The following is a 21900-nucleotide window of genomic DNA, read 5'->3' as shown; positions in this document are numbered from 1 at the left end:
GATTAACCTTGTTTTTGTTTGTGTTTCGGGTTTTCGCAAATTACCATTACTTTACCCTTACGACGAATAACTTTACATTTTTCGCAGATCGGTTTTACCGACGGTCTTACTTTCATGATTATACCCTCCTCCTGGAAAAATCGGAGTTACTTGTAACGGTACGTAATCCGCCCGCGAGTCAAGTCGTACGGAGACAACTCGACAGTTACGCGGTCACCTGGAAGGATTCGAATGTAGTGCATCCGAATTTTCCCTGAGACGTGCGCGAGCACCGTGTGGCCGTTTTCTAACTCCACTTTAAACATTGCGTTTGGAAGTGGTTCGACAACAGTGCCTTCCACTTCAATGACATCTTGTTTCGCCATCATTTATTCCCCTTTCTATATGAAGATATTTAGGAGCACAGACGATCTATCGCATTGTACTGTGAGAGAAGGATCCATAACGGATCAGCACGAAGCAATAGAGCCTCATTCACCGGAATCGAGTTTCGTTAAAATCTCGTATCCATCGTCTGTGATGGCGATGGTGTGCTCAAAGTGGGCGCACATGCTACCGTCCACTGTCACAACTGTCCAGTTGTCAGCCAGTGTCCGAACATAGCGTTGACCAGCGTTGACCATTGGTTCAATGGCTAACGTCATTCCAGTCTTCAGGCGCGGCCCTTTCCCCGGTGGACCATAGTGCGGAATTTGCGGTTCTTCATGCAAATTTTGTCCGACACCATGACCGACATATTCGCGGACGACAGAGAAATCATGAGATTCCACATACGCTTGAATCGCATGCGAAATGTCTGTCAAACGCTGTCCAGCCTTAGCGTGCTCCAATCCTTTATACAGACTTTCTTCAGTCACGTCAAGTAACTGCTGTGTCTCTTCCGAGATTGTTCCCACTGGATACGTCCAAGCGGAATCTCCATGGTATCCGTTATAGTAGGCACCGATATCGATCGAGATGATATCTCCATCGTTCAATACCCGTTTTCCGGGAATCCCATGAACAAGCTCTTCGTTCACTGAAGCACAAACGCTACCGGTAAACCCGTTGTAGCCTTTGAACGACGGTGTCGCACCTTGGCTGCGAATGTATTCTTCCGCGATCCGGTCGAGCTCAAGCGTCGTAATACCTGGTTTGATGTGCTCTTTGAGCACCTGGTGTGTTCGAGCAACAATTTGCCCAGCCTCACGCATAATCGCTACTTCACGAGGCGTCTTCGTGATGATCATTCAGTACCACCGAGTAACGCTTTGACATCGGCGTATACGACATCGATTGGACGATCTCCATCCAATGTACGAAGATACCCTTTTTCAGCGTAAAAGTCAATGAGTGGTTTCGATTGCTCGATGTTGACGTCAAGGCGACGGCGGACCGTTTCCTCTTTATCGTCTTCACGTTGCATGAGAGCCGACCCATCCACATCACAGATGCCTTCCACTTTAGGTGGGTTGAAGATCACGTGATATGTCGCACCACACGTCGGGCAGATCCAACGACCTGTCAAACGCGGGACGAGAATTTCCGCATCCACATCGATGTTCACGACATGGTCAATCTGTTTTCCCAAATCTTTAAGCAAACTTTCGAGTGCCTCTGCTTGAGCAACAGTACGCGGGAATCCATCGAGTAAGAAGCCGTTTTTCGTATCATCTTGACTCAAACGCTCACGTACGATTCCGATTGTTACCTCATCCGGTACGAGTTCGCCTTTATCCATGAACGATTTTGCTTCTTTGCCGAGTGGCGTTCCGCCTTTGATTGCCGCACGAAACATGTCGCCTGTCGAAATGTGTGGGATTTGGTACTCTTCGACGATTTTTGCCGCTTGAGTCCCTTTCCCTGCACCCGGTAAGCCCATGAGTACTAGATTCATCTCAGTTAGCCTCCAGTTTTGATTTTCACAACACGTCGTAACACGACAGGAAGGAAGGGTGTACCCTTCCTTCCGCTTTAACGGATAAAGCCTTTGTAGTGTCGTTTTACGAGTTGACTCTCGATTTGTTTCATCGTTTCGAGGGCTACCCCGATGACGATCAACAAGCTCGTTCCTCCGATTTGCACCGAAGTTGGGAGACCGGCAAGCTTAATGAAGATTGTCGGCATGATCGCTACGAGCGATAAGAAAATCGCTCCGAAGAAAGTCAAACGATAGAGTAACTTCGTGATGTACTGTTCTGTTTGCGCCCCAGGACGAATCCCAGGAATATAGCCACCTTGCTTCTGCAGGTTTTCTGCCATCTGTTCAGGGTTGACCTGAATGAATGTATAGAAGTAAGCGAACGCGATGATGAGCGCTACGTAGATCGACATTCCGATTGGAGACGTCGTATCGAAGTAAGTCTGCAACTTCTGCGTCGTTTCTGGAGAAGCAATGAAGCTTGCAACAGTTGGTGGTGTCACCATGAAGGAAATCGCGAAGATGACCGGGATGACACCGGCAGCGTTTAGTTTGATTGGCAAGTGCGTCGACTGTCCGCCCACAGGGGTACGGTTCGCCGTGCGTTTTGCATATTGGATTGGAATTTTGCGGGCCGCTTGTTGAACATAAATGATCCCAACCGTCACCGCAAGAATAACCAATGCCAATACAACCAAGTAAACGATGTTAATGAATAACGCATCTCCAGCATTTTGGAGCTTCGTTTCATAAATCTGCGTAAAGATTCTTGGGAACCCAGCGACGATACCGGCGAAGATAATGATGGAAATACCATTTCCAACACCTTTCTCCGTCGTCATCTCACCAAGGAACATCAAGAACGCCGTACCTGCAGTCAGTACGATCGCAATCACGAAATAGGTTGCCGTGCCCCACGTCTCGTTGACGAGACCTGGATAGAGGCGGTTAAATCCGAACGACAATGACGTCGCTTGGATAAACCCTAACATGATCGTCCCATAGCGCGTGACCGTCGCTAGCTTTTTACGTCCAGACTCGCCTTGTTTTGCCCATTCGGCAAACTTCGGAACGACGTCCATTTGTAAAAGTTGCACAACGATCGATGCCGTGATGTACGGCATGATCCCCATTGCGAACAGGGAGAAGTTCTGTAAAGCATTTCCTCCAAACAAGTTCAAGAAGTCTAAAAGACCACCTGAGTCAAAACGCAACACATCCGTATTCACCATCGGCACCGGGATATGGGCCCCGATGCGGAAAATGATGATGATTGCGAGTGTGAAGAGAATACGCTGTCGAATATCTTTCACGCGCCACATATTGGAGATCGTCTGAAACATCAGATCACCTCAACTGAACCGCCAGCTGCTTCGATCGCTTCTTTCGCTGCACCCGAGAATTTGTTGGCTTTTACAGTCAATTTTGTTTCAAGCTTGCCGTTAGCAAGTACTTTGATTCCGTCTTTAGCAGAGCTGACAACACCAGTCTCAATTAAGAGTTCTGGAGTAACTTCAGTACCTGCCTCGAAACGGTTAAGCGTGTCTAGGGAAACAACTGCATACTCTTTACGAGTAGGGTTGTTGAAACCGCGTTTTGGAAGACGACGGTAAAGTGGGTTTTGCCCACCTTCGAATCCTGGACGAACGCCACCGCCCGAACGAGCTTTTTGACCTTTATGTCCACGGCCAGAAGTTTTACCGTTACCAGTCGCCATACCGCGACCGACACGGTTGCGTTCGTGACGCGAACCTGGAGTTGGCTTCAATTCATGGAGTTTCATAGTGGCACCTCCTTATTTAGTAAGATCTTTATTATTCGTTGATTTCGTTTACAGTCACAAGGTGCGACACTTTTTTGATCATACCGCGCATCGCTACGTTGTCAGGGACAACGACAGTCTGATGCATTTTACGAAGACCGAGTGTACGTACTGTTACACGCTGATCTTCCGGACGACCAATAGTGCTGCGTGTGAGGGTGATTGCGAGTTTCGCCATGTCTAATTCCCTCCCTTATTTAAGAAGTTCTTCTACGCTTTTACCGCGTAGTTTAGCAACTTCCTCTGCTTTTTTAAGCTCTGTCAAGCCTTTAACCGTCGCACGGACGATGTTGATTGGTGTGTTAGATCCAAGCGATTTCGAAAGGATGTCACCTACACCTGCGAGTTCGAGCACTGCACGAACTGGACCACCTGCGATAACCCCAGTACCTTCAGAAGCTGGTTTCATGAATACACGACCTGCTCCGAATACTCCTGTGATTTCGTGTGGAATTGTTGTACCAACCATAGGTACTTGAACCATGTTTTTCTTAGCGGCTTCAATAGCCTTGCGGATCGCTTCTGGCACCTCTTGTGCCTTACCTGTACCGAAACCGACGTGACCATTTTTGTCACCTACGACGACGAGAGCGGCGAAACGGAAGCGACGGCCACCTTTCACGACTTTCGCGACGCGGTTTACGGTAACAACGCGTTCTTCAAGTTGTTCCATGTTAACGTCTAACTGGCGCATCAAGTGTCCCCTCCTTTTTGTTAGAATTTAAGACCTGCTTCACGAGCTGCTTCAGCAACAGCTTTGACGCGGCCATGATAGAGGTATCCACCACGGTCGAACACAACAGTGTCGATACCTTTCTCGAGTGCACGTTCAGCTGCAAGTTTACCAACAGCTTTCGCTGCTTCAACGTTGCCGCCGTTTGTAAGATCGAGAGCTTTATCTTTCGAAGATGCTGACACAAGCGTTGTTTGTGCTGCATCATCGATGAGTTGAACGTAGATGTGCTTGCTCGAGCGGAATACGTTCAAACGTGGACGAGCTGCTGTCCCTGTGATCGTACGACGTACACGAGCATGACGTTTCTTACGAACTGCATTTTTGTCTGCTTTTGTGATCATTTATGCCACTCCTTTCCGTTCATTTCGTGACGAATTACTTACCAGTCTTACCTTCTTTACGGCGAATACGTTCATCAGAGTAACGAACACCTTTACCTTTGTAAGGTTCTGGAGCACGGTACGAGCGGATTTGAGCTGCAACGTGACCGACGCGCTCTTTGTTAATCCCTTTAACGATGATTTGCGTGTTTGAAGGAACTTCGATCTCGATACCTTCTTCAGCAACGTACTCGATTGGGTGCGAGTAACCGAGGCTGAGGACGAGTTTGTTTCCTTGCTTAGCAGCACGGTAACCAACCCCTGAGATCTCAAGTGTTTTCTGGAATCCGTTAGACACACCTTCTACCATGTTGGCGATAAGGGCACGTGTCGTACCGTGGATCGTACGGTTCTCTTTCGAGTCATCCGGACGAACGACAGTCAATTCGTTTTCTTCAATTTTGACTTCCAAGGCTGGGTTAGCTGAAAGCGAAAGTTCACCTTTAGCACCTTTTACTGTGACCGTGTTGTCTTCTGCAACCGTGACAGTAACGCCAGCTGGAATCGTAACTGGTTTTTTACCAATACGTGACATTGATTACACCTCCGTTCTTGTTAGAAAAGTGACTTACCAGATGTAGGCGAGCACTTCGCCGCCGACTTGTTGTTGGCGAGCTTCTTTATCAGTCATAAGACCTTTTGATGTCGAAAGAACTGCGATACCGAGTCCTCCGAGTACTTTTGGTACTTCATCAGCTTTTGCGTATACACGAAGACCTGGTTTCGAAATGCGTTTGAGACCAGTGATAACACGTTCGTTGCTTGCTCCGTATTTAAGGAACAGACGAAGTGTACCTTGCTTAGCGTCCTCGATATATTCAACATCGCGAATGAAACCTTCACGCTTGAGGATCTCTGCAACCTCACGTTTGATATTAGAAGCTGGAAGCTCTAATTTTTCATGGCGAACCATGTTAGCGTTACGGATACGTGTAAGCATATCTGCAATTGGGTCTGTCATTACCATGCGATGTACCTCCTTTCACACTGTTAGTGGATTACCAGCTTGCTTTTTTAACACCAGGGATTTGACCTTTGTATGCAAGATCACGGAACTTGATACGGCTGATCCCGAATTTACCCATGTAACCATGTGGACGACCTGTGATACGGCAACGGTTATGAAGACGTACAGGTGAAGAGTTACGTGGCAATTTGCTGAGTCCGATGTAGTCGCCTTCAGCTTTTAATTGTGCACGTTTCTCAGCGTACTGGGCAACGAGTTTCTCGCGTTTGTGTTCGCGATTCACCATTGACTTTTTAGCCATGTTGTCGACCTCCCTTTAGATTATTTTTGGAATGGCATTCCGAGAAGTGTGAGCAATTCACGAGCTTCTTCGTCTGTGTTCGCTGTTGTAACAACAACGATATCCATACCGCGTACTTTAGTTACTTTATCGTAATCGATCTCAGGGAAAATAAGTTGCTCTTTCACACCAAGCGTGTAGTTACCGCGTCCGTCGAATGCTTTCTTCGATACACCGCGGAAGTCACGTACACGTGGAAGTGAAACAGTTACCAATTTGTCGAGGAAATCGTACATACGCTCGCCACGAAGAGTAACCTTCGCACCGATTGGCATGCCTTCACGAAGTTTGAAACCAGCGATTGATTTCTTAGCCTTCGTTACGAGTGGTTTTTGACCAGAAAGAATTGATAATTCTTCCACTGCCATGTCAAGCGCCTTCGAGTTCGAAACAGCGTCACCTACACCCATGTTGATGACGATCTTGTCGACCTGTGGGACTTGCATAACTGAGTCATAGTTGAATTTATCCATCATCGCTTTCACGATGTCGCTTTTATACTTCTCTTGCAAACGGTTCATAGTCGAATGGACCTCCTTTCGTCACGTTCTTCTTATTTATCGAGTACTTCGCCCGATTTCGCGACACGAACTTTTTTACCATCGACTACTTTGAAACCAACGCGAGTCGGTTTGCCCGTTTTAGGGTCGAGTGGCATGACGTTCGAGACGTGAATTGGTGCTTCGATTTCAAGGATACCGCCTTGTGGATTCGCTTGTGATGGTTTCGAGTGTTTTTTAATCACGTTGATACCTTCTACGACTACGCGGTTCTTGCTTGGCATAGCTTTGAGGATAACCCCTTGCTTGCCTTTATCTTTACCAGACATTACCTGGACTGTATCGCCTTTTTTAACATGCATCGTTTTGCGCACCTCCTTATAGGATTGAAATTGGAAATTAAAGTACTTCCGGTGCCAACGAAACGATCTTCATGAATTCTTTTTCACGAAGTTCACGTGCAACTGGCCCGAAGATCCGAGTGCCGCGTGGGCTCTTGTCATCTTTGATGATGACTGCTGCGTTCTCATCGAAACGGATGTACGAACCATCTTTACGACGAGCGCCGCGTTTTGTACGAACGACAACTGCTCTGACAACGTCACCTTTTTTAACAACGCCACCTGGTGTTGCTTGTTTTACCGTTGCGACGATGATGTCACCGATGTTGGCAGTCTTACGACCTGAACCACCGAGGACTTTAATTGTCAACAGTTCACGCGCGCCAGAGTTGTCTGCTACTTTCAAGCGAGATTCTTGTTGAATCATGCGAGTGTACCTCCCTCCGGATGTTTATAGATCCGAACTGTTATTAGATGATTACTGATTCTTCTACTACTGTTACGAGACGGAAACGTTTGTCTTTAGAAAGCGGACGTGTTTCCGCGATGCGGACGACATCGCCGATTTTAGCGACATTGTTCTCATCGTGCGCTTTAAATTTCTTCGTGTAGTTTACACGTTTGCCATAAAGCTTATGACGTACTTTTGTTTCAACTGCAACGACGATCGTTTTGTCCATTTTGTCAGACACGACGCGTCCAGTGAGTACTTTACGCTTATTGCGTTCCATGAGTGTTACCTCCTCTTAAAGAATCCGATTAGATTAGCCGTTGTTGATGCCGAGTTCGCGTTCACGAAGAATCGTTTTAGCACGCGCAATCGACTTGCGTACTTCACGGATACGAGCAGGATTCTCAAGCTGACCTGTAGCTAATTGGAAACGAAGGTTAAAGAGTTCTTCTTTCCACTCGCCTACTTTACCGTTGAGCTCTTCAGTTGTTGATTGACGGAGATCAGTTGCTTTCATTCGTATCACCACCATTTTCTTCACGTTTCACGAACTTACATTTAACTGGAAGTTTGTGCGCAGCAAGACGAAGTGCCTCACGTGCGACTTCCTCAGATACACCCGCGATTTCAAACATAACTTTGCCAGGCTTAACTACAGCTACCCAGCCTTCTGGAGCACCTTTACCCGAACCCATTCGGACTTCGAGAGGCTTTTTCGTGTATGGTTTGTGTGGGAAGATCTTGATCCACACTTTACCACCACGTTTCATATAACGTGTCATTGCGATACGTGCTGATTCGATTTGACGGTTTGTAATCCAGCTCGCTTCGAGCGATTGGAGACCGAATTCACCGAAATGTACTGTTGTGCCGCGTTTTGCATTCCCGCGCATTTTACCACGGTGTACACGACGATATTTCACGCGTTTAGGTAACAACATAGTGTGTTGCCTCCTTCCTGAAAGAGTGTTTATTATTCAGCGTTTTTAGCTGTGTTGTTTTTTGTTGGAAGAACTTCACCATGGTACAACCAGACTTTAATTCCGATTTTACCATAAGTTGTGTCAGCTTCAGCTGTTCCGTAGTCGATGTCGGCACGGAGTGTGTGAAGTGGAACTGTTCCTTCCGAGTACTTCTCTGAACGAGCGATATCAGCGCCACCAAGACGACCAGAAACTTCTGTTTTGATCCCTTTGATGCCAGTGCGCATCGAACGTTGGATTGATTGTTTCATTGCACGACGGAATGACACACGGCCTTCCAATTGACGAGCGATGTTTTCAGCAACAAGTTTCGCGACAGCGTCCGCATTTTTCACTTCAACAACGTTGATGTGAACACGTTTGCCTTCAGCAAGCTTGATGATGTTTTTACGGAGTGACTCGATTTCCGAACCACCTTTACCGATAACCATACCTGGTTTCGCAGTGTGAAGCGAAATGTTCACGCGGTTTGCAGCGCGTTCGATTTCTACTTTAGAAATACTAGCATCCTTCATTTTGTTTTCGATGTATTCACGAATAACGTAGTCTTCATGAAGGAGATCTGCGTAGTCTTTCTCAGCGTACCAACGCGAATCCCAGTCTTTGATAATACCAACGCGAAGACCGTGCGGATTTACCTTTTGACCCACTACATATCCCTCCTTATTTCTCAGTTACCACGATGTGGATGTGGCTTGTGCGTTTGTTAATACGGCTTGCGCGACCCATCGCACGTGGGCGGAAGCGTTTGAGTGTTGGACCTTCGTTGACGTAGATTTCCGACACCACAAGGTTCTCAATATTCATATCGTAGTTGTGCTCTGCGTTTGCAATCGCTGACTTCAATACTTTTTCAACGATTGGCGACGCTGCCTTGTTCGTGTGAGCAAGGACAGAGAGCGCTTCGCCGACTTGTTTCCCGCGAATTAAGTCTACAACGAGACGTGCTTTGCGAGGAGCAAGACGGACCATATTAGCTGATGCTTTAGCTTGCATGGATTTGACCTCCCCTCAAATTACCGTTTCGTTTTCTTGTCTGATCCGTGACCTTTGTACGTGCGTGTTGGAGCGAATTCACCAAGTTTGTGACCGACCATGTCTTCTGTCACGAATACTGGTACGTGTTTGCGACCATCGTGTACACCGAACGTGTGACCCATGAATTCTGGGAAGATTGTCGAGCGACGTGACCAAGTTTTGATGACTTGCTTCTCACCAGATTTGTTGAGTTTGTCAACTTTAGCGAGCAAATGGTGATCTGCGAATGGACCTTTTTTCAAGCTGCGACCCATGATAGAACCTCCCTTTGGAATGATTCGGGAACGGCCCTTTCGAACCGCCCGAGAATCATGTAGTAATTATTTCTTACGGCGACGAAGGATGTACATGTCGCTCGATTTGTTTTTCTTACGTGTTTTAAGACCAAGAGCTGGTTTACCCCAAGGAGTAAGTGGGCCCGAACGACCGATTGGCGCACGACCTTCACCACCACCGTGTGGGTGATCAACCGGGTTCATTACAGAACCACGTACTGTTGGGCGTTTGCCTAACCAACGTGAACGTCCTGCTTTACCGATGTTTACAAGTTCGTGTTCTTCGTTACCAACTGAACCGACTGTCGCGCGGCAAGTGCCGAGGAACAAGCGTGATTCACCTGATTGAAGACGAACGATGACGTACTTGCCGTCACGTCCTTGGATTTGTGCCGATGCACCAGCCGCACGAACAAGCTGACCGCCCTTACCAGGCTTAAGCTCGATGTTGTGGATAGTAGTACCGACAGGGATGTTCACGAGTGGAAGAGCGTTCCCCACTTTGATATCCGCCTCAGGACCAGACATGATTTCCATGCCTACTTTGATGCCCTTAGGAGCGAGGATGTAACGTTTCTCACCATCTGCATAGTTGATGAGGGCGATGTTCGCTGAACGGTTTGGATCGTATTCGATCGTAGCAACGCGTCCGACGATGCCATCTTTGTTACGTTTGAAATCGATGATACGGTATTTACGTTTGTGCCCGCCACCTTGGTGACGTACAGTCAAACGACCTTGGTTGTTACGACCGCCTTTTTTCGAAAGCTTTTCAGTTAACGATTTTTCAGGGCGATTCGTTGTGATCTCTGCAAAGTCGAGAGATGTCATGTTACGGCGACCGTTAGTGGTCGGCTTAAACTTTTTAATTGCCATCGAGGATTCCCTCCTTTTCTTCTAAGGTAGTAAATTAACCGAGGAAGTCGATTGTGTTGCCTTCAGCAAGGGTTACGATCGCTTTTTTACGACGAGCTGTGTAACCAGAGTGACGACCGACACGTTTCGCTTTCGGTTTCATGTTCATTGTGTTTACCGAAGCAACTTTCACATTGAAGATTGTTTCGATAGCGTACTTCACTTGCGATTTAGTCGCTTTAACGTCGATCTCGAAAACGTATTTGTTAGCTTCCATGAGGCTAACAGAACGCTCAGTGATGATAGGACGTTTGATGATATCGTATGCTTGAGCCATTATGCAAGCACCTCCTCTACCTTCGCAACCGCATCTTTAGTGAAGATGACTTTGTCGTTAGCAACGAGGTCAAGAACGTTAACGCCTGCTGCCTCGATCACAGTCACTCCTGGGATGTTACGAGCTGCGAGAGCGATAGTCTCATTGTAGTCCGCTGTGACTACAAGAGCCTTACGTTCTACTGACAAGCTGTTCAAAACAGCAGCCATGTCTTTTGTTTTTGGTGCATCGAAAGCAAGGCCTTCGAGGACGATCATTTCGTTGTTTTTCACTTTCGACGAAAGAGCCGAGAGAAGTGCTAAACGACGAACTTTTTTAGGAAGCTTGTAAGAGTATGAACGTGGTGTTGGACCGAAGACTGTACCACCACCAACCCATTGTGGTGAGCGGATAGAACCTTGGCGCGCACGACCAGTTCCCTTTTGTTTCCATGGTTTACGGCCGCCACCGCGTACTTCCGAGCGACCTTTCGTATCGTGAGTACCTTGACGGCGTGATGCTTGTTGCATGACGATCGCGTCATAAAGTACTGAGTCGTTTGGCTCGATACCGAAAATGGCTTCTGCCAATTCGATCTCGCCAACTTGTGAACCTGTTTGGTTAAGCAAAGCTACTTTAGGCATTCGTAATTCCTCCTTTCCGTGCAGTTAATTAGTTACCTTTTACCGCTGTTTTGATGATGACGTTCGACTTGCGAGCGCCTGGGATTGCGCCTTTAACGAGTACAAGGCCGCGTTCCGCGTCAACTTTGACAACTTCAAGGTTTTGAATCGTTTTACGCTCTCCACCCATTTGACCAGGAAGAAGCTTCCCTTTAAATACGCGGTTAGGAGCTACAGGACCCATCGAACCAGGACGACGGTGGTAGCGCGAACCGTGAGCCATTGGTCCACGTGATTGTCCGTGACGCTTGATCGCACCTTGGAATCCTTTACCTTTCGATGTACCTGTTACGTCTACTAATTCACCTGCAGCGAAAATGTCCGCCTTGATCTCTTGACCGATTTCGTATCCTTCTACTGAAGTACGAATCTCTTTCATGAAGCGCTTAGGTGTCGCGTTTGCTTTCGCAGCGTGACCTTTTGCCGGTTTGTTTTGACGTGATTCTTTGATGTCTCCGAAACCGAGTTGAACTGCTTCGTAACCGTCAGTTTCAACTGTTTTAAGTTGAAGTACGACGTTTCCTTCGACAGCAACTACTGTTACCGGTACGACTTCGCCTGCTTCGTTGAAGATTTGAGTCATACCAAGTTTTGTTCCTAAGATTCCTTTAGCCATGAGATACACCTCCTGTTTAATAATTATTGTCTCTTCTGGCTAGTATCTACTATATGAAGAATTAAAGTTTGATTTCGATGTCAACACCTGATGGTAATTCGAGGCGCATAAGCGCATCAACCGTTTTTGGTGTTGGGTTAACGATGTCGATCAAGCGTTTGTGTGTACGCATCTCGAACTGCTCACGAGCATCTTTGTACTTGTGAACCGCACGAAGGATCGTGTAGATCGATTTCTCAGTTGGAAGCGGGATTGGTCCCGAAACCTTTGCACCTGAACGCTTCGCAGTATCAACGATTTTCTCAGCTGATTGATCGAGTACGCGATGGTCGTATGCTTTTAAACGAATACGGATTTTTTCATTTGCCATGTAAGTTTCCCTCCTTTGTCGCCTATTTTTAAAAATAGACAGTTCTCCGCGGAAATTTCCACACCGGCCATGGCAAAGCTGCCTGGCGTGTCATAACCTCCCGCTTCATCGCAGCGTGCTTGTGTCAGCAGAGGTATCCGATCATTGCAAATCAACGATTGGACCCGTTTTCTGCTGTAAAGTCTCTCACCACTCGCACAAACACTTAATCATTATATCGAATCCACATATAAAATGCAAGATTTGATTTTCAAATTGTGCCGGATGTCTGATGAGTTATTCAACGTTCACTAATGTAACAAGATTCCGACCCTTTTGCAAGCTATTTTCCTTCTTTTGTTGAACTATTTGTTTCAAGAACCGCCATGCCAACTCGACCTAGCGTTTCATACGTGCTCCAAAGCGCTCCGTGACAGATTCGATGACCGAGGCTGGGGCTCGTTTCAAGCAGGTTTGGACAATCGTTTCATTCATTGGATGGGTTTCGAAGTATTGGCTTAACCGTTCAAGCTTATCGATACGGTTCATCACCGTATACAGCACAATCCACTCTTCGAGATGCATCCAACTGCCGGTCGGTTCAATATATGGATGTGTATAGATCCCATCGGTGCACTTCATCCGAAAACTAGCCATCACATCAATGTCTCCGCCTTCGAACTCATATTCCCCAAAATAGGTCGTCACGTAATCTAGATGTGGCGCCGACTCGACTTTTCTCCCGGCACGGCTCAATACTTGATCCAATCGCTCGAATTGATCCGGTTCGACAAACACATCCAAGTCGTTCGCTGTTTCGATTAATCCATGTTGCTTCAATAACGTCGATCCACCGAACCGACACGCGATCCCGTTCAAGCGACATATCGTTTCGACTTGCTTGTCCATCATCGTCTCCCCTTTCGTTCGACATATGTCCCATCTTACCACGTCTCGCCACAAAACAAAAAAGCAGCCCGCAAAATGCGGACTGCTTGAAAGGTCAGTGTATCAATCGATTACTCGATGATTTCAGTTACTGAACCAGCGCCTACTGTACGGCCACCCTCACGGATTGAGAAACGTGTTCCGTCTTCGATCGCGATTGTAGAAATCAATTCGATCGTCAACTCGATGTTGTCTCCTGGCATTACCATTTCAGTACCTTCTGGAAGGTGAACGATACCTGTTACGTCAGTTGTACGGAAGTAGAACTGCGGACGGTAGTTCGCGAAGAATGGCGTGTGACGGCCACCCTCTTCTTTAGAAAGAACGTAGATTGAAGCTTTGAACTTCGAGTGCGGCGTGATTGAACCTGGCTTAGCAAGTACTTGTCCACGCTCGATGTCTTCACGTGATACACCACGGAGAAGAGCACCGATGTTGTCGCCAGCTTCAGCGTAGTCGAGAAGCTTACGGAACATCTCTACACCAGTACATACAGTTTTCTTAGTTTCTTCTGTAAGACCAACGATTTCAACTTCGTCGTTGACGCGGAGAACACCACGCTCAACACGACCAGTCGCTACAGTACCGCGACCAGTGATTGAGAATACGTCCTCAACTGGCATCATGAATTCTTTGTCCGTGTCACGAACTGGCTCAGGGATGTACTCATCAACAGCGTTCATGAGTTCCATGATTTTTTCTTCCCACTGTGCTTCGCCGTTAAGCGCGCCAAGTGCTGAACCTTTGATTACAGGGAGGTCGTCGCCTGGGAAGTCGTACTCAGAAAGAAGTTCACGGATTTCCATTTCAACGAGCTCGAGGAGTTCTTCGTCGTCAACCATGTCAACTTTGTTCATGAATACGACGATGAAAGGAACACCTACTTGACGTGAAAGAAGGATGTGCTCACGTGTTTGTGGCATTGGGCCATCAGTTGCAGAAACAACGAGGATCGCGCCGTCCATTTGTGCAGCACCAGTGATCATGTTTTTAACATAGTCAGCGTGACCTGGGCAGTCAACGTGTGCATAGTGGCGTTTTTCTGTTTCGTACTCGATGTGAGCTGTTGCGATTGTGATACCGCGCTCGCGCTCTTCAGGAGCACCATCGATTGCGTCAAACTTTGTAGCTGTTTTCCCTTGTGCTTTTGAAAGTACAGCTGAGATCGCTGCAGTCAAAGTTGTTTTACCGTGGTCGACGTGGCCAATTGTACCAACGTTAACGTGCGGTTTAGAACGGTCGAATTTTTCTTTACCCATTCTAGATTCCTCCTCTATTAGACAATTAATTTTTATTTAACTAGGAAGACGTAGGCTACTTTTAACATACGTCCTCCTTAGCTTACAACAATCAATTCAGCGTTACAACCGTTATTAGCCGTTCGCTTTTTTGATGATTTCTTCTGCGATTGACTTCGGCACTTCTTCATAGTGATCGAAGTGCATCGAGTACGTTCCACGTCCTTGCGTACGTGAACGAAGTGATGTCGCATAACCGAACATTTCTGAAAGTGGAACCATTGCTTTAACGACTTGCGCGTTACCGCGTGCTTCCATACCTTCTACGCGTCCACGGCGTGACGTGACGTCACCCATGATGTCTCCCAAGTATTCTTCTGGGATGACAACTTCAACACGCATCATTGGCTCAAGGATAACAGCTTTCGCTTGCTCCTTAAGTTGTTTAACCGCCATCGAAGCAGCAACTTTAAACGCCATCTCGTTCGAGTCGACATCGTGGTACGATCCGAAGACGAGGGCAGCTTTAACGTCAACTACTGGGTAACCAGCGAGGATACCGTTTTCGAGAGCTTCTTCAATCCCGTTTTGAACAGCTGGGACGTATTCACGTGGTACAACACCACCGACGATCTTGTTCTCGAATGCGAATCCAGCGCCTTCTTCGTTCGGCTCGAATTCTACGACAACGTGACCGTACTGACCGCGTCCACCTGATTGACGTACGAATTTCGAATCGATCTTCGCAGCGCCACGGATTGTCTCACGGTAAGCAACTTGTGGTGCACCAACGTTAGCTTCTACTTTGAATTCGCGACGCATACGGTCAACGAGGATATCAAGGTGAAGCTCACCCATACCAGAGATGATCGTTTGACCAGTCTCTTGGTTTGTTTCAGTGCGGAAAGTTGGATCCTCTTCTGCGAGTTTCGCGAGGGCTTGACCCATCTTGTCTTGGTCAGCTTTCGATTTAGGCTCGATAGCGACCGAGATAACTGGTTCTGGGAATGTCATTGACTCGAGAACGACGTTGTCTTTCTCTGAGCAAAGCGTATCACCAGTCGTAGTATCTTTAAGACCAACGGCTGCGGCGATGTCACCAGCGAATACCATTGGGATTTCTTCACGGCTGTTCGCGTGCATTTGAAGGATACGACCGAGGCGCTCACGCTTACCTTTAGTCGAGTTCTTCACATACGAACCAGCTTGTGCTGTACCAGAGTACACGCGGAAGAACGTCAATTTACCGACGTAAGGATCCGTCATGACTTTGAACGCAAGTGCCGAGAACGGAGCTTCGTCAGAAGGCTCACGCGTGATTTCTTCTTCTGTGTCGAGGTTGATCCCTTTGATTGACTCAACGTCAACTGGTGACGGGAGGTAATCAACAACAGCGTTCAACATCAATTGAACACCTTTGTTTTTGAAGGCCGAACCAACGAGTACAGGGTAGAATTCTACGCTGAGTGTTGCTTTACGAATACCAGCTTTGAGTTCTTCGATTGAGATCTCTTCGCCTTCGAGGTATTTCATCATCAACTCTTCGTTGTAGTCTGCGACCGCTTCGATCAATTGACCGCGAAGTTCTTCAGCTTCATCAGCCATGTCAGCTGGGAAGCCATCTGTTACTTCGATGTCAGTACCGAGGTCGTTCGAGTACATGTACGTCTTCATTTCGACGAGGTCGACGATTCCTTTGAATTCGTCTTCCGCACCGATTGGAAGTTGGATTGGGTGTGCATTTGCATGCAAGCGCTCGTGAAGTGTTTTCACCGAGTACAAGAAGTCCGCACCGATCTTATCCATCTTGTTGACGAATACGACACGTGGAACACCGTAAGTCGTCGCTTGACGCCATACAGTTTCTGTTTGTGGTTCAACACCTGACTGAGCGTCAAGTACTGCAACTGCGCCATCAAGTACACGGAGTGAACGTTCAACTTCAACCGTGAAGTCTACGTGTCCAGGTGTATCGATGATGTTTACACGGTGGCCATTCCACTGTGCAGTTGTCGCAGCAGAAGTGATCGTGATTCCACGCTCTTGCTCCTGCTCCATCCAGTCCATTTGTGAAGCTCCTTCATGAGTTTCACCAATTTTGTGGATACGACCTGTGTAATAAAGAATACGTTCAGTTGTTGTCGTTTTACCGGCATCGATGTGAGCCATGATCCCGATGTTACGAGTATTCTTTAGGGAGAATTCTCTTGCCATACTGGGTATTCTCCTTCCGCATGTGTTTTTCGTGTGCTGGCACACGATATGATTATACCCGAAAGCCACTCCATTAAGCCACCGCTTGGTGACGTGGAGTGGTCTTTACGTTTAACTTACCAACGATAGTGAGCAAACGCTTTGTTCGCTTCTGCCATCTTATGCATGTCTTCGCGTTTCTTAACAGATGCACCAGTGTTGTTGGCTGCATCCATGATTTCGTTCGCGATACGTTGCTCCATCGTTTTCTCGTTGCGGAGACGAGCGTAGTTCACGAGGTAACGAAGACCAAGTGTCGTACGGCGCTCTGGACGAACTTCAACAGGAACTTGGTAGTTTGCTCCACCAACACGGCGAGCTTTAACTTCAAGTACAGGCATGATGTTGTTCATTGCTTCTTCGAACACTTCCATAGGCTCTTTGCCTGAGCGTTCAGCGATGAGGCCAAATGCGTTGTAAATGATAGTTTGAGCTGTACCTTTTTTACCGTCTAACATGACACGGTTAATGAGGCGAGTTACCAATTTCGAGTTGTAGATCGGATCTGCGATAACGTCACGACGTTCTGCACGGTTTTTACGCATCCGAGTACCCTCCTTTCAAAATTTCAGTAGTTTTTAGTTTCGCGAGAATTACTTCTTCGCAGCTTTCGGACGTTTCGTACCGTATTTAGAACGGCCTTGCATACGTCCGTCCACACCTGCAGTGTCAAGCGCACCACGAACGATGTGGTAACGTACCCCTGGTAAGTCTTTTACACGTCCTCCACGGATAAGAACAACGCTGTGCTCTTGAAGGTTGTGGCCAATACCTGGAATGTACGCAGTCACTTCGATTTGGTTAGTCAAACGAACACGAGCATACTTACGTAATGCCGAGTTCGGTTTCTTCGGAGTCATTGTACCAACACGTGTACAAACACCACGTTTCTGTGGCGAGCTCACGTTTGTTTGTGACTTGATGAAACTGTTGTAACCTTTGTTAAGTGCTGGAGAGTCAGATTTAACGACTTTCGATTTACGTCCTTTACGGACTAACTGGTTGATAGTAGGCATCTTTGAAGATCCTCCCTTCCTGAATTATGCTATTTTCTAGACCCACCGACCCGGGTGGTTCATTTAAGGTCATAACGAAACGCTTTTACGAGGCGTAGGCATTCCATGACCTCGCAAAAACGTGAGTTATACCTTGAAAGTGGCAATAATAGCAGCCAAACCTTTCCGAAGAAAGATCGGGTGACGTCCGAGTAGCTTGCCGACTGCTGGACACCGTTGTCATCGACAACAACCGATTGGCGGCACTAAATCATAGTAGCACCGCCAACCTATGCTGTCAAGACGTTTTTATTCGACTGTCGTGTCTTCGAGGACGGCTTTCGTCTCTTCTTCTTTGAGTTGAACATCACGGTAAACCGGCATCCCAGTACCAGCTGGAACGAGTTTCCCGATGATGACGTTCTCTTTGAGTCCGAGGAGATAGTCGCGCTTGCCTTTGATGGCAGCATCTGTCAATACACGAGTCGTTTCTTGGAACGAAGCGGCCGAGAGGAACGAATCTGTCTCAAGCGACGCTTTCGTGATTCCGAGAAGGACCGGTTTCGCCGTTGCCGGGCTCTTGCCTTCGCGGAGCGCATCTTTACATGCTTCCTTGAAGACGCTGATGTCGACGAGCGAACCAGGGAGGAGCGGCGTGTCACCAGACTCGATGACTTTGACGCGACGAAGCATTTGGCGAACCATAACTTCGACGTGTTTGTCGCCGATCTCTACCCCTTGCATCCGGTAAACTTTTTGTACTTCTTGAAGAAGATAGTTTTGAACACCAGATACACCACGGACAGCGAGCAATTCTTTCGGATCGATCGAACCTTCCGTGAAGACTTCTCCGGCTTCTACCGTATCTCCGATTTGAACACGAAGACGTGCTCCGAACGGGATCGTGTACGTACGTGTCTCACTGAGTCCTTCGACCGTGAGTTCACGCTTGTCACGCGATTCTGTAAAGTCGATGACCGTACCAGGGATTTCCGAGATGACCGCTTGCCCTTTCGGGTTACGAGCCTCGAATACCTCTTGGATACGCGGAAGACCTTGCGTGATATCATCTCCGGCTACCCCACCTGTGTGGAAGGTACGCATTGTAAGCTGCGTTCCTGGCTCACCGATCGATTGCGCGGCGATGATACCGACAGCTTCGCCGACTTCAACGTTCGAGCCAGTCGCCAAGTTGCGACCGTAACATTTCTTACATACGCCGTGTGACGTGTTACATGTAAAGGCTGTCCGGATTTCAACTCGTTCGATTCCAGCGTCGACGATGTCGCGAGCGAGATCTTCGGTGATCAATTGGTTCTTCTCGACCATGACTTCACCCGTTTCCGGATGTGCCACTGTCTCGAACGCTGTACGGCCGACGAGGCGGTCATACAAGTTTTCGATTTCTTCCGTGCCTTCGCGGAGGGCGGCGACGCGGATTCCGCGGTCCGTTCCACAATCTTCTTCACGGATGATGACATCTTGGGCTACGTCAACGAGACGACGTGTCAAGTAACCTGAGTCAGCCGTCTTAAGGGCTGTATCGGCGAGACCTTTACGCGCACCGTGTGTCGAGATGAAGTATTCTTGTACCGTCAGACCTTCACGGAATGAAGATTTGATCGGAAGTTCGATGATGCGACCAGATGGAGCGGCCATCAAACCACGCATCCCTGCGAGCTGCGTGAAGTTGGACGCGTTACCACGGGCACCTGAGTCAGACATCATGAAGATTGGGTTCAAGCGATTGAGGGATTTCATCAATCGTGATTGAATCTCATCTTTCGCTTCGTTCCAAGAGCGTACAACGCGCTCGTAACGCTCATCTTCAGTGATGAGACCGCGACGGAATGACTTCATGATTTGATCGACTTGAGTTTGCGCTTCATCGAGGATTTCTTGTTTGTCCGGAAGAACGATGATATCTGCGATTCCGACCGTCACACCGGCTTTCGTCGAGTGTTTGAAGCCGAGATCTTTCATCCGGTCAAGCATGCGGCTTGTTTCAGTCGTTTCAAACTTCTGGAACACTTCCGCGATGACTTTTCCAAGGAATCCTTTTTTGAACGGCTCGATGAGTGGACGTGAGGCGATTTCTTCCGCCACGTTGGCACCTTTGTCGATGAAGTACTTGTCAGGCGTTGCTTCCTGCAAGTTTTCCATCGTCGGCTCGTTCAAGTATGGGAACGTGTTCGGCAAGATCTCGTTGAAGATCATCTTCCCGACCGTTGTGATCAACAATTTCTCGTTTTGCTCATCTGTGAACGTCGGGTTGTTGAGCGTACGTGCTGGAAGAGCGACACGTGTATGCAAGTGGACGTAGCCATTTTGATACGCGATAAGCGCTTCGTTGACGTTCGACAAAATTTTCCCTTGTCCGATGGCATCGTCGCGTTCAAGCGAGATGTAGTAGTTACCGAGGACCATATCCTGCGATGGTGTAACAACTGGTTTTCCATCTTTCGGGTTCAAGATGTTTTGCGCTGCGAGCATGAGAAGACGAGCTTCGGCTTGCGCCTCGGCAGAAAGTGGTACGTGGACCGCCATTTGGTCACCATCGAAGTCGGCGTTATAAGCCGTACATACGAGCGGGTGAAGGCGAATCGCGCGACCTTCGACGAGAATCGGTTCGAAAGCTTGAATCCCTAAGCGGTGAAGCGTAGGGGCACGGTTCAAGAGAACCGGGTGCTCACGAATGACTTCTTCGAGGACGCCCCAGATTTCTGGTTGCATCTTCTCAATCTTGCGTTTGGCGTTCTTGATGTTCGATGCGATGCCGCGACCGACAAGCTCTTTCATCACGAACGGTTTGAAGAGTTCAAGCGCCATCTCTTTCGGGAGACCACACTGGTACATCTTCAAGTTCGGCCCAACGACGATAACCGAACGTCCTGAGTAGTCGACCCGTTTACCAAGAAGGTTTTGACGGAAACGACCTTGTTTCCCTTTCAACATGTGTGAAAGTGATTTAAGCGGACGGTTACCTGGACCTGTTACCGGACGACCACGACGACCGTTGTCGATGAGGGCGTCAACCGCTTCTTGAAGCATACGCTTCTCGTTTTGCACGATGATGTTCGGCGCGCCGAGGTCGAGCAAACGTTTGAGACGGTTGTTACGGTTGATGACTCGACGATACAAATCGTTCAAGTCAGAAGTCGCAAAGCGTCCCCCGTCGAGCTGCACCATTGGGCGAAGCTCTGGCGGGATGACAGGAAGTACTTCGAGGATCATCCAATCTGGATCATTCCCCGACGTGAAGAATGCATCGAGCACTTCAAGGCGTTTGATCGCACGTGTGCGACGCTGACCTTGAACCGTCTTCAATTCTTCGCGGAGTTCTCCGACTTCCTTCTCAAGTTGTACGTCTTGAAGGAGTGTCCGGATTGCTTCCGCACCCATGTCTGCTTTGAAGTCACTACCGTATTTTTCACGGTAGAGACGGTATTCTTTTTCCGAGAGAAGTTGTTTCTTCTCAAGCGGAGTGTCACCTGGCTCCGTCACAACGTACGACGCGAAGTAGATTACTTCTTCGAGCGCACGTGGTGACATATCGAGAACAAGCCCCATTCGGCTTGGAATCCCTTTGAAGTACCAGATGTGCGAAACTGGTGCCGCGAGCTCGATATGGCCCATACGCTCGCGACGCACTTTCGCTTTCGTCACTTCAACGCCACAGCGGTCACAAATGACTCCTTTATAACGGATCCGTTTGTATTTCCCGCAGTAACATTCCCAGTCTTTCGTAGGACCGAAGATTCGTTCACAGAACAATCCGTCCTTCTCTGGTTTGAGTGTACGATAGTTGATCGTTTCCGGCTTTTTGACTTCCCCGTAAGACCACGAACGGATCTTTTCGGGTGAAGCCAAGCCGATTTTCATATATTCAAATCGATTAACATCTACCAAGGGGC

32 protein-coding genes are annotated in these 21900 nt (G+C 47.9%); all 32 read right to left on the bottom strand.

Going from position 1 to position 21900, the window contains the following annotated elements; translation table 11 throughout:
• Nucleotides 1-2: 2 nt before the first annotated feature.
• Nucleotides 3-116 (bottom strand): 50S ribosomal protein L36, encoded by a 114-nt coding sequence (rpmJ, locus tag EVJ34_RS14890; RefSeq protein WP_003156543.1) that lies wholly within the window; start codon nt 114-116, stop codon nt 3-5.
• A 30-nt stretch (nt 117-146) separates the two neighbouring features.
• Nucleotides 147-365 carry a translation initiation factor IF-1 gene (gene infA / locus EVJ34_RS14885; RefSeq protein ID WP_021066622.1) on the bottom strand — a complete coding sequence of 73 codons (219 nt, stop codon included), beginning with the start codon at nt 363-365 and terminating at the stop codon, nt 147-149.
• A gap of 105 nt (nt 366-470) precedes the next feature.
• Entirely contained in the window at nt 471-1229 is a 759-nt protein-coding gene (map, locus tag EVJ34_RS14880; RefSeq protein WP_131437949.1) for a type I methionyl aminopeptidase, read from the bottom strand.
• Nucleotides 1226-1876, bottom strand: coding sequence for an adenylate kinase (locus tag EVJ34_RS14875; protein ID WP_029594431.1), 651 nt, complete (start codon nt 1874-1876; stop codon nt 1226-1228). The genes map and EVJ34_RS14875 overlap by 4 nt, the downstream gene beginning before the upstream one ends.
• Before the next feature lie 77 nt (nt 1877-1953).
• The gene (gene secY, locus EVJ34_RS14870) at nt 1954-3243 is read right to left on the bottom strand and encodes a preprotein translocase subunit SecY (protein ID WP_131437950.1); all 1290 of its coding nucleotides are present in this window, start codon (nt 3241-3243) and stop codon (nt 1954-1956) included.
• A complete protein-coding gene (gene rplO / locus EVJ34_RS14865; protein ID WP_021066618.1) occupies nt 3243-3683 on the bottom strand; it encodes a 50S ribosomal protein L15 in 441 nt (146 codons plus the stop codon). The genes secY and rplO overlap by 1 nt, the downstream gene beginning before the upstream one ends.
• A gap of 31 nt (nt 3684-3714) precedes the next feature.
• Nucleotides 3715-3900 (bottom strand): 50S ribosomal protein L30, encoded by a 186-nt coding sequence (rpmD, locus tag EVJ34_RS14860; RefSeq protein WP_021066617.1) that lies wholly within the window; start codon nt 3898-3900, stop codon nt 3715-3717.
• Between the two features lie 15 nt (nt 3901-3915).
• Nucleotides 3916-4416, bottom strand: coding sequence for a 30S ribosomal protein S5 (rpsE, locus tag EVJ34_RS14855; RefSeq protein WP_021066616.1), 501 nt, complete (start codon nt 4414-4416; stop codon nt 3916-3918).
• Between the two features lie 20 nt (nt 4417-4436).
• Complete coding sequence (gene rplR / locus EVJ34_RS14850; protein ID WP_012727661.1) at nt 4437-4799, bottom strand: 50S ribosomal protein L18; 363 nt, start codon at nt 4797-4799, stop codon at nt 4437-4439.
• A gap of 34 nt (nt 4800-4833) precedes the next feature.
• A complete protein-coding gene (gene rplF, locus EVJ34_RS14845) occupies nt 4834-5373 on the bottom strand; it encodes a 50S ribosomal protein L6 (protein WP_131437951.1) in 540 nt (179 codons plus the stop codon).
• 33 nt (nt 5374-5406) lie between these two features.
• On the bottom strand, nt 5407-5805 hold the full coding sequence (rpsH, locus tag EVJ34_RS14840) for a 30S ribosomal protein S8 (RefSeq protein ID WP_021066614.1): 399 nt from the start codon (nt 5803-5805) through the stop codon (nt 5407-5409).
• A gap of 31 nt (nt 5806-5836) precedes the next feature.
• Entirely contained in the window at nt 5837-6106 is a 270-nt protein-coding gene (gene rpsN, locus EVJ34_RS14835) for a 30S ribosomal protein S14 (protein WP_034781694.1), read from the bottom strand.
• Between the two features lie 20 nt (nt 6107-6126).
• The gene (gene rplE, locus EVJ34_RS14830) at nt 6127-6666 is read right to left on the bottom strand and encodes a 50S ribosomal protein L5 (RefSeq protein ID WP_016508927.1); all 540 of its coding nucleotides are present in this window, start codon (nt 6664-6666) and stop codon (nt 6127-6129) included.
• Between the two features lie 32 nt (nt 6667-6698).
• A complete protein-coding gene (gene rplX, locus EVJ34_RS14825) occupies nt 6699-7007 on the bottom strand; it encodes a 50S ribosomal protein L24 (protein ID WP_021066612.1) in 309 nt (102 codons plus the stop codon).
• Nucleotides 7008-7044: 37 nt separating this feature from the next.
• Nucleotides 7045-7413: a 50S ribosomal protein L14 gene (gene rplN, locus EVJ34_RS14820; protein ID WP_012727667.1), complete on the bottom strand. Its 369-nt coding sequence runs from the start codon at nt 7411-7413 to the stop codon at nt 7045-7047.
• A 43-nt stretch (nt 7414-7456) separates the two neighbouring features.
• Complete coding sequence (gene rpsQ / locus EVJ34_RS14815) at nt 7457-7717, bottom strand: 30S ribosomal protein S17 (RefSeq protein ID WP_021066611.1); 261 nt, start codon at nt 7715-7717, stop codon at nt 7457-7459.
• A gap of 33 nt (nt 7718-7750) precedes the next feature.
• Entirely contained in the window at nt 7751-7954 is a 204-nt protein-coding gene (rpmC, locus tag EVJ34_RS14810; protein ID WP_012727669.1) for a 50S ribosomal protein L29, read from the bottom strand.
• Nucleotides 7941-8378, bottom strand: a complete 438-nt coding sequence (gene rplP, locus EVJ34_RS14805; protein WP_016508922.1) for a 50S ribosomal protein L16 — start codon at nt 8376-8378, stop codon at nt 7941-7943. Before rplP ends, rpmC begins: the two co-directional genes overlap by 14 nt.
• A gap of 32 nt (nt 8379-8410) precedes the next feature.
• Entirely contained in the window at nt 8411-9070 is a 660-nt protein-coding gene (gene rpsC, locus EVJ34_RS14800) for a 30S ribosomal protein S3 (RefSeq protein ID WP_114166686.1), read from the bottom strand.
• A gap of 13 nt (nt 9071-9083) precedes the next feature.
• Nucleotides 9084-9416, bottom strand: a complete 333-nt coding sequence (gene rplV, locus EVJ34_RS14795; RefSeq protein WP_034781699.1) for a 50S ribosomal protein L22 — start codon at nt 9414-9416, stop codon at nt 9084-9086.
• A gap of 20 nt (nt 9417-9436) precedes the next feature.
• Nucleotides 9437-9712 (bottom strand): 30S ribosomal protein S19, encoded by a 276-nt coding sequence (gene rpsS, locus EVJ34_RS14790; protein ID WP_131486138.1) that lies wholly within the window; start codon nt 9710-9712, stop codon nt 9437-9439.
• 66 nt (nt 9713-9778) lie between these two features.
• A complete protein-coding gene (rplB, locus tag EVJ34_RS14785; protein WP_034781701.1) occupies nt 9779-10609 on the bottom strand; it encodes a 50S ribosomal protein L2 in 831 nt (276 codons plus the stop codon).
• A gap of 34 nt (nt 10610-10643) precedes the next feature.
• Nucleotides 10644-10925 carry a 50S ribosomal protein L23 gene (rplW, locus tag EVJ34_RS14780; protein WP_034781704.1) on the bottom strand — a complete coding sequence of 94 codons (282 nt, stop codon included), beginning with the start codon at nt 10923-10925 and terminating at the stop codon, nt 10644-10646.
• Nucleotides 10925-11548 carry a 50S ribosomal protein L4 gene (gene rplD, locus EVJ34_RS14775; RefSeq protein WP_034781706.1) on the bottom strand — a complete coding sequence of 208 codons (624 nt, stop codon included), beginning with the start codon at nt 11546-11548 and terminating at the stop codon, nt 10925-10927. Before rplD ends, rplW begins: the two co-directional genes overlap by 1 nt.
• 28 nt (nt 11549-11576) lie before the next feature.
• Nucleotides 11577-12203 (bottom strand): 50S ribosomal protein L3, encoded by a 627-nt coding sequence (gene rplC, locus EVJ34_RS14770; protein WP_034781707.1) that lies wholly within the window; start codon nt 12201-12203, stop codon nt 11577-11579.
• Nucleotides 12204-12264: 61 nt separating this feature from the next.
• Entirely contained in the window at nt 12265-12573 is a 309-nt protein-coding gene (gene rpsJ / locus EVJ34_RS14765; RefSeq protein ID WP_012727678.1) for a 30S ribosomal protein S10, read from the bottom strand.
• A 378-nt stretch (nt 12574-12951) separates the two neighbouring features.
• Nucleotides 12952-13461 (bottom strand): nucleotidyltransferase family protein, encoded by a 510-nt coding sequence (locus EVJ34_RS14760; protein WP_131486137.1) that lies wholly within the window; start codon nt 13459-13461, stop codon nt 12952-12954.
• A 110-nt stretch (nt 13462-13571) separates the two neighbouring features.
• On the bottom strand, nt 13572-14759 hold the full coding sequence (tuf, locus tag EVJ34_RS14755; RefSeq protein ID WP_131437953.1) for an elongation factor Tu: 1188 nt from the start codon (nt 14757-14759) through the stop codon (nt 13572-13574).
• A gap of 114 nt (nt 14760-14873) precedes the next feature.
• On the bottom strand, nt 14874-16952 hold the full coding sequence (gene fusA, locus EVJ34_RS14750) for an elongation factor G (protein WP_131437954.1): 2079 nt from the start codon (nt 16950-16952) through the stop codon (nt 14874-14876).
• 116 nt (nt 16953-17068) lie between these two features.
• On the bottom strand, nt 17069-17536 hold the full coding sequence (gene rpsG / locus EVJ34_RS14745) for a 30S ribosomal protein S7 (RefSeq protein WP_021066600.1): 468 nt from the start codon (nt 17534-17536) through the stop codon (nt 17069-17071).
• 48 nt (nt 17537-17584) lie between these two features.
• The gene (rpsL, locus tag EVJ34_RS14740) at nt 17585-18007 is read right to left on the bottom strand and encodes a 30S ribosomal protein S12 (protein ID WP_012727683.1); all 423 of its coding nucleotides are present in this window, start codon (nt 18005-18007) and stop codon (nt 17585-17587) included.
• A gap of 288 nt (nt 18008-18295) precedes the next feature.
• Entirely contained in the window at nt 18296-21895 is a 3600-nt protein-coding gene (gene rpoC, locus EVJ34_RS14735; RefSeq protein ID WP_131486136.1) for a DNA-directed RNA polymerase subunit beta', read from the bottom strand.
• Between the last annotated feature and the right edge of the window lie 5 nt (nt 21896-21900).

This window comes from Exiguobacterium sp. SL-9 (genome assembly GCF_004336985.1).
Taxonomy (GTDB): domain Bacteria; phylum Bacillota; class Bacilli; order Exiguobacteriales; family Exiguobacteriaceae; genus Exiguobacterium.
Note: the sequence above shows the minus strand (reverse complement) of the source record. Positions and strands in the feature narration are given on the sequence as shown.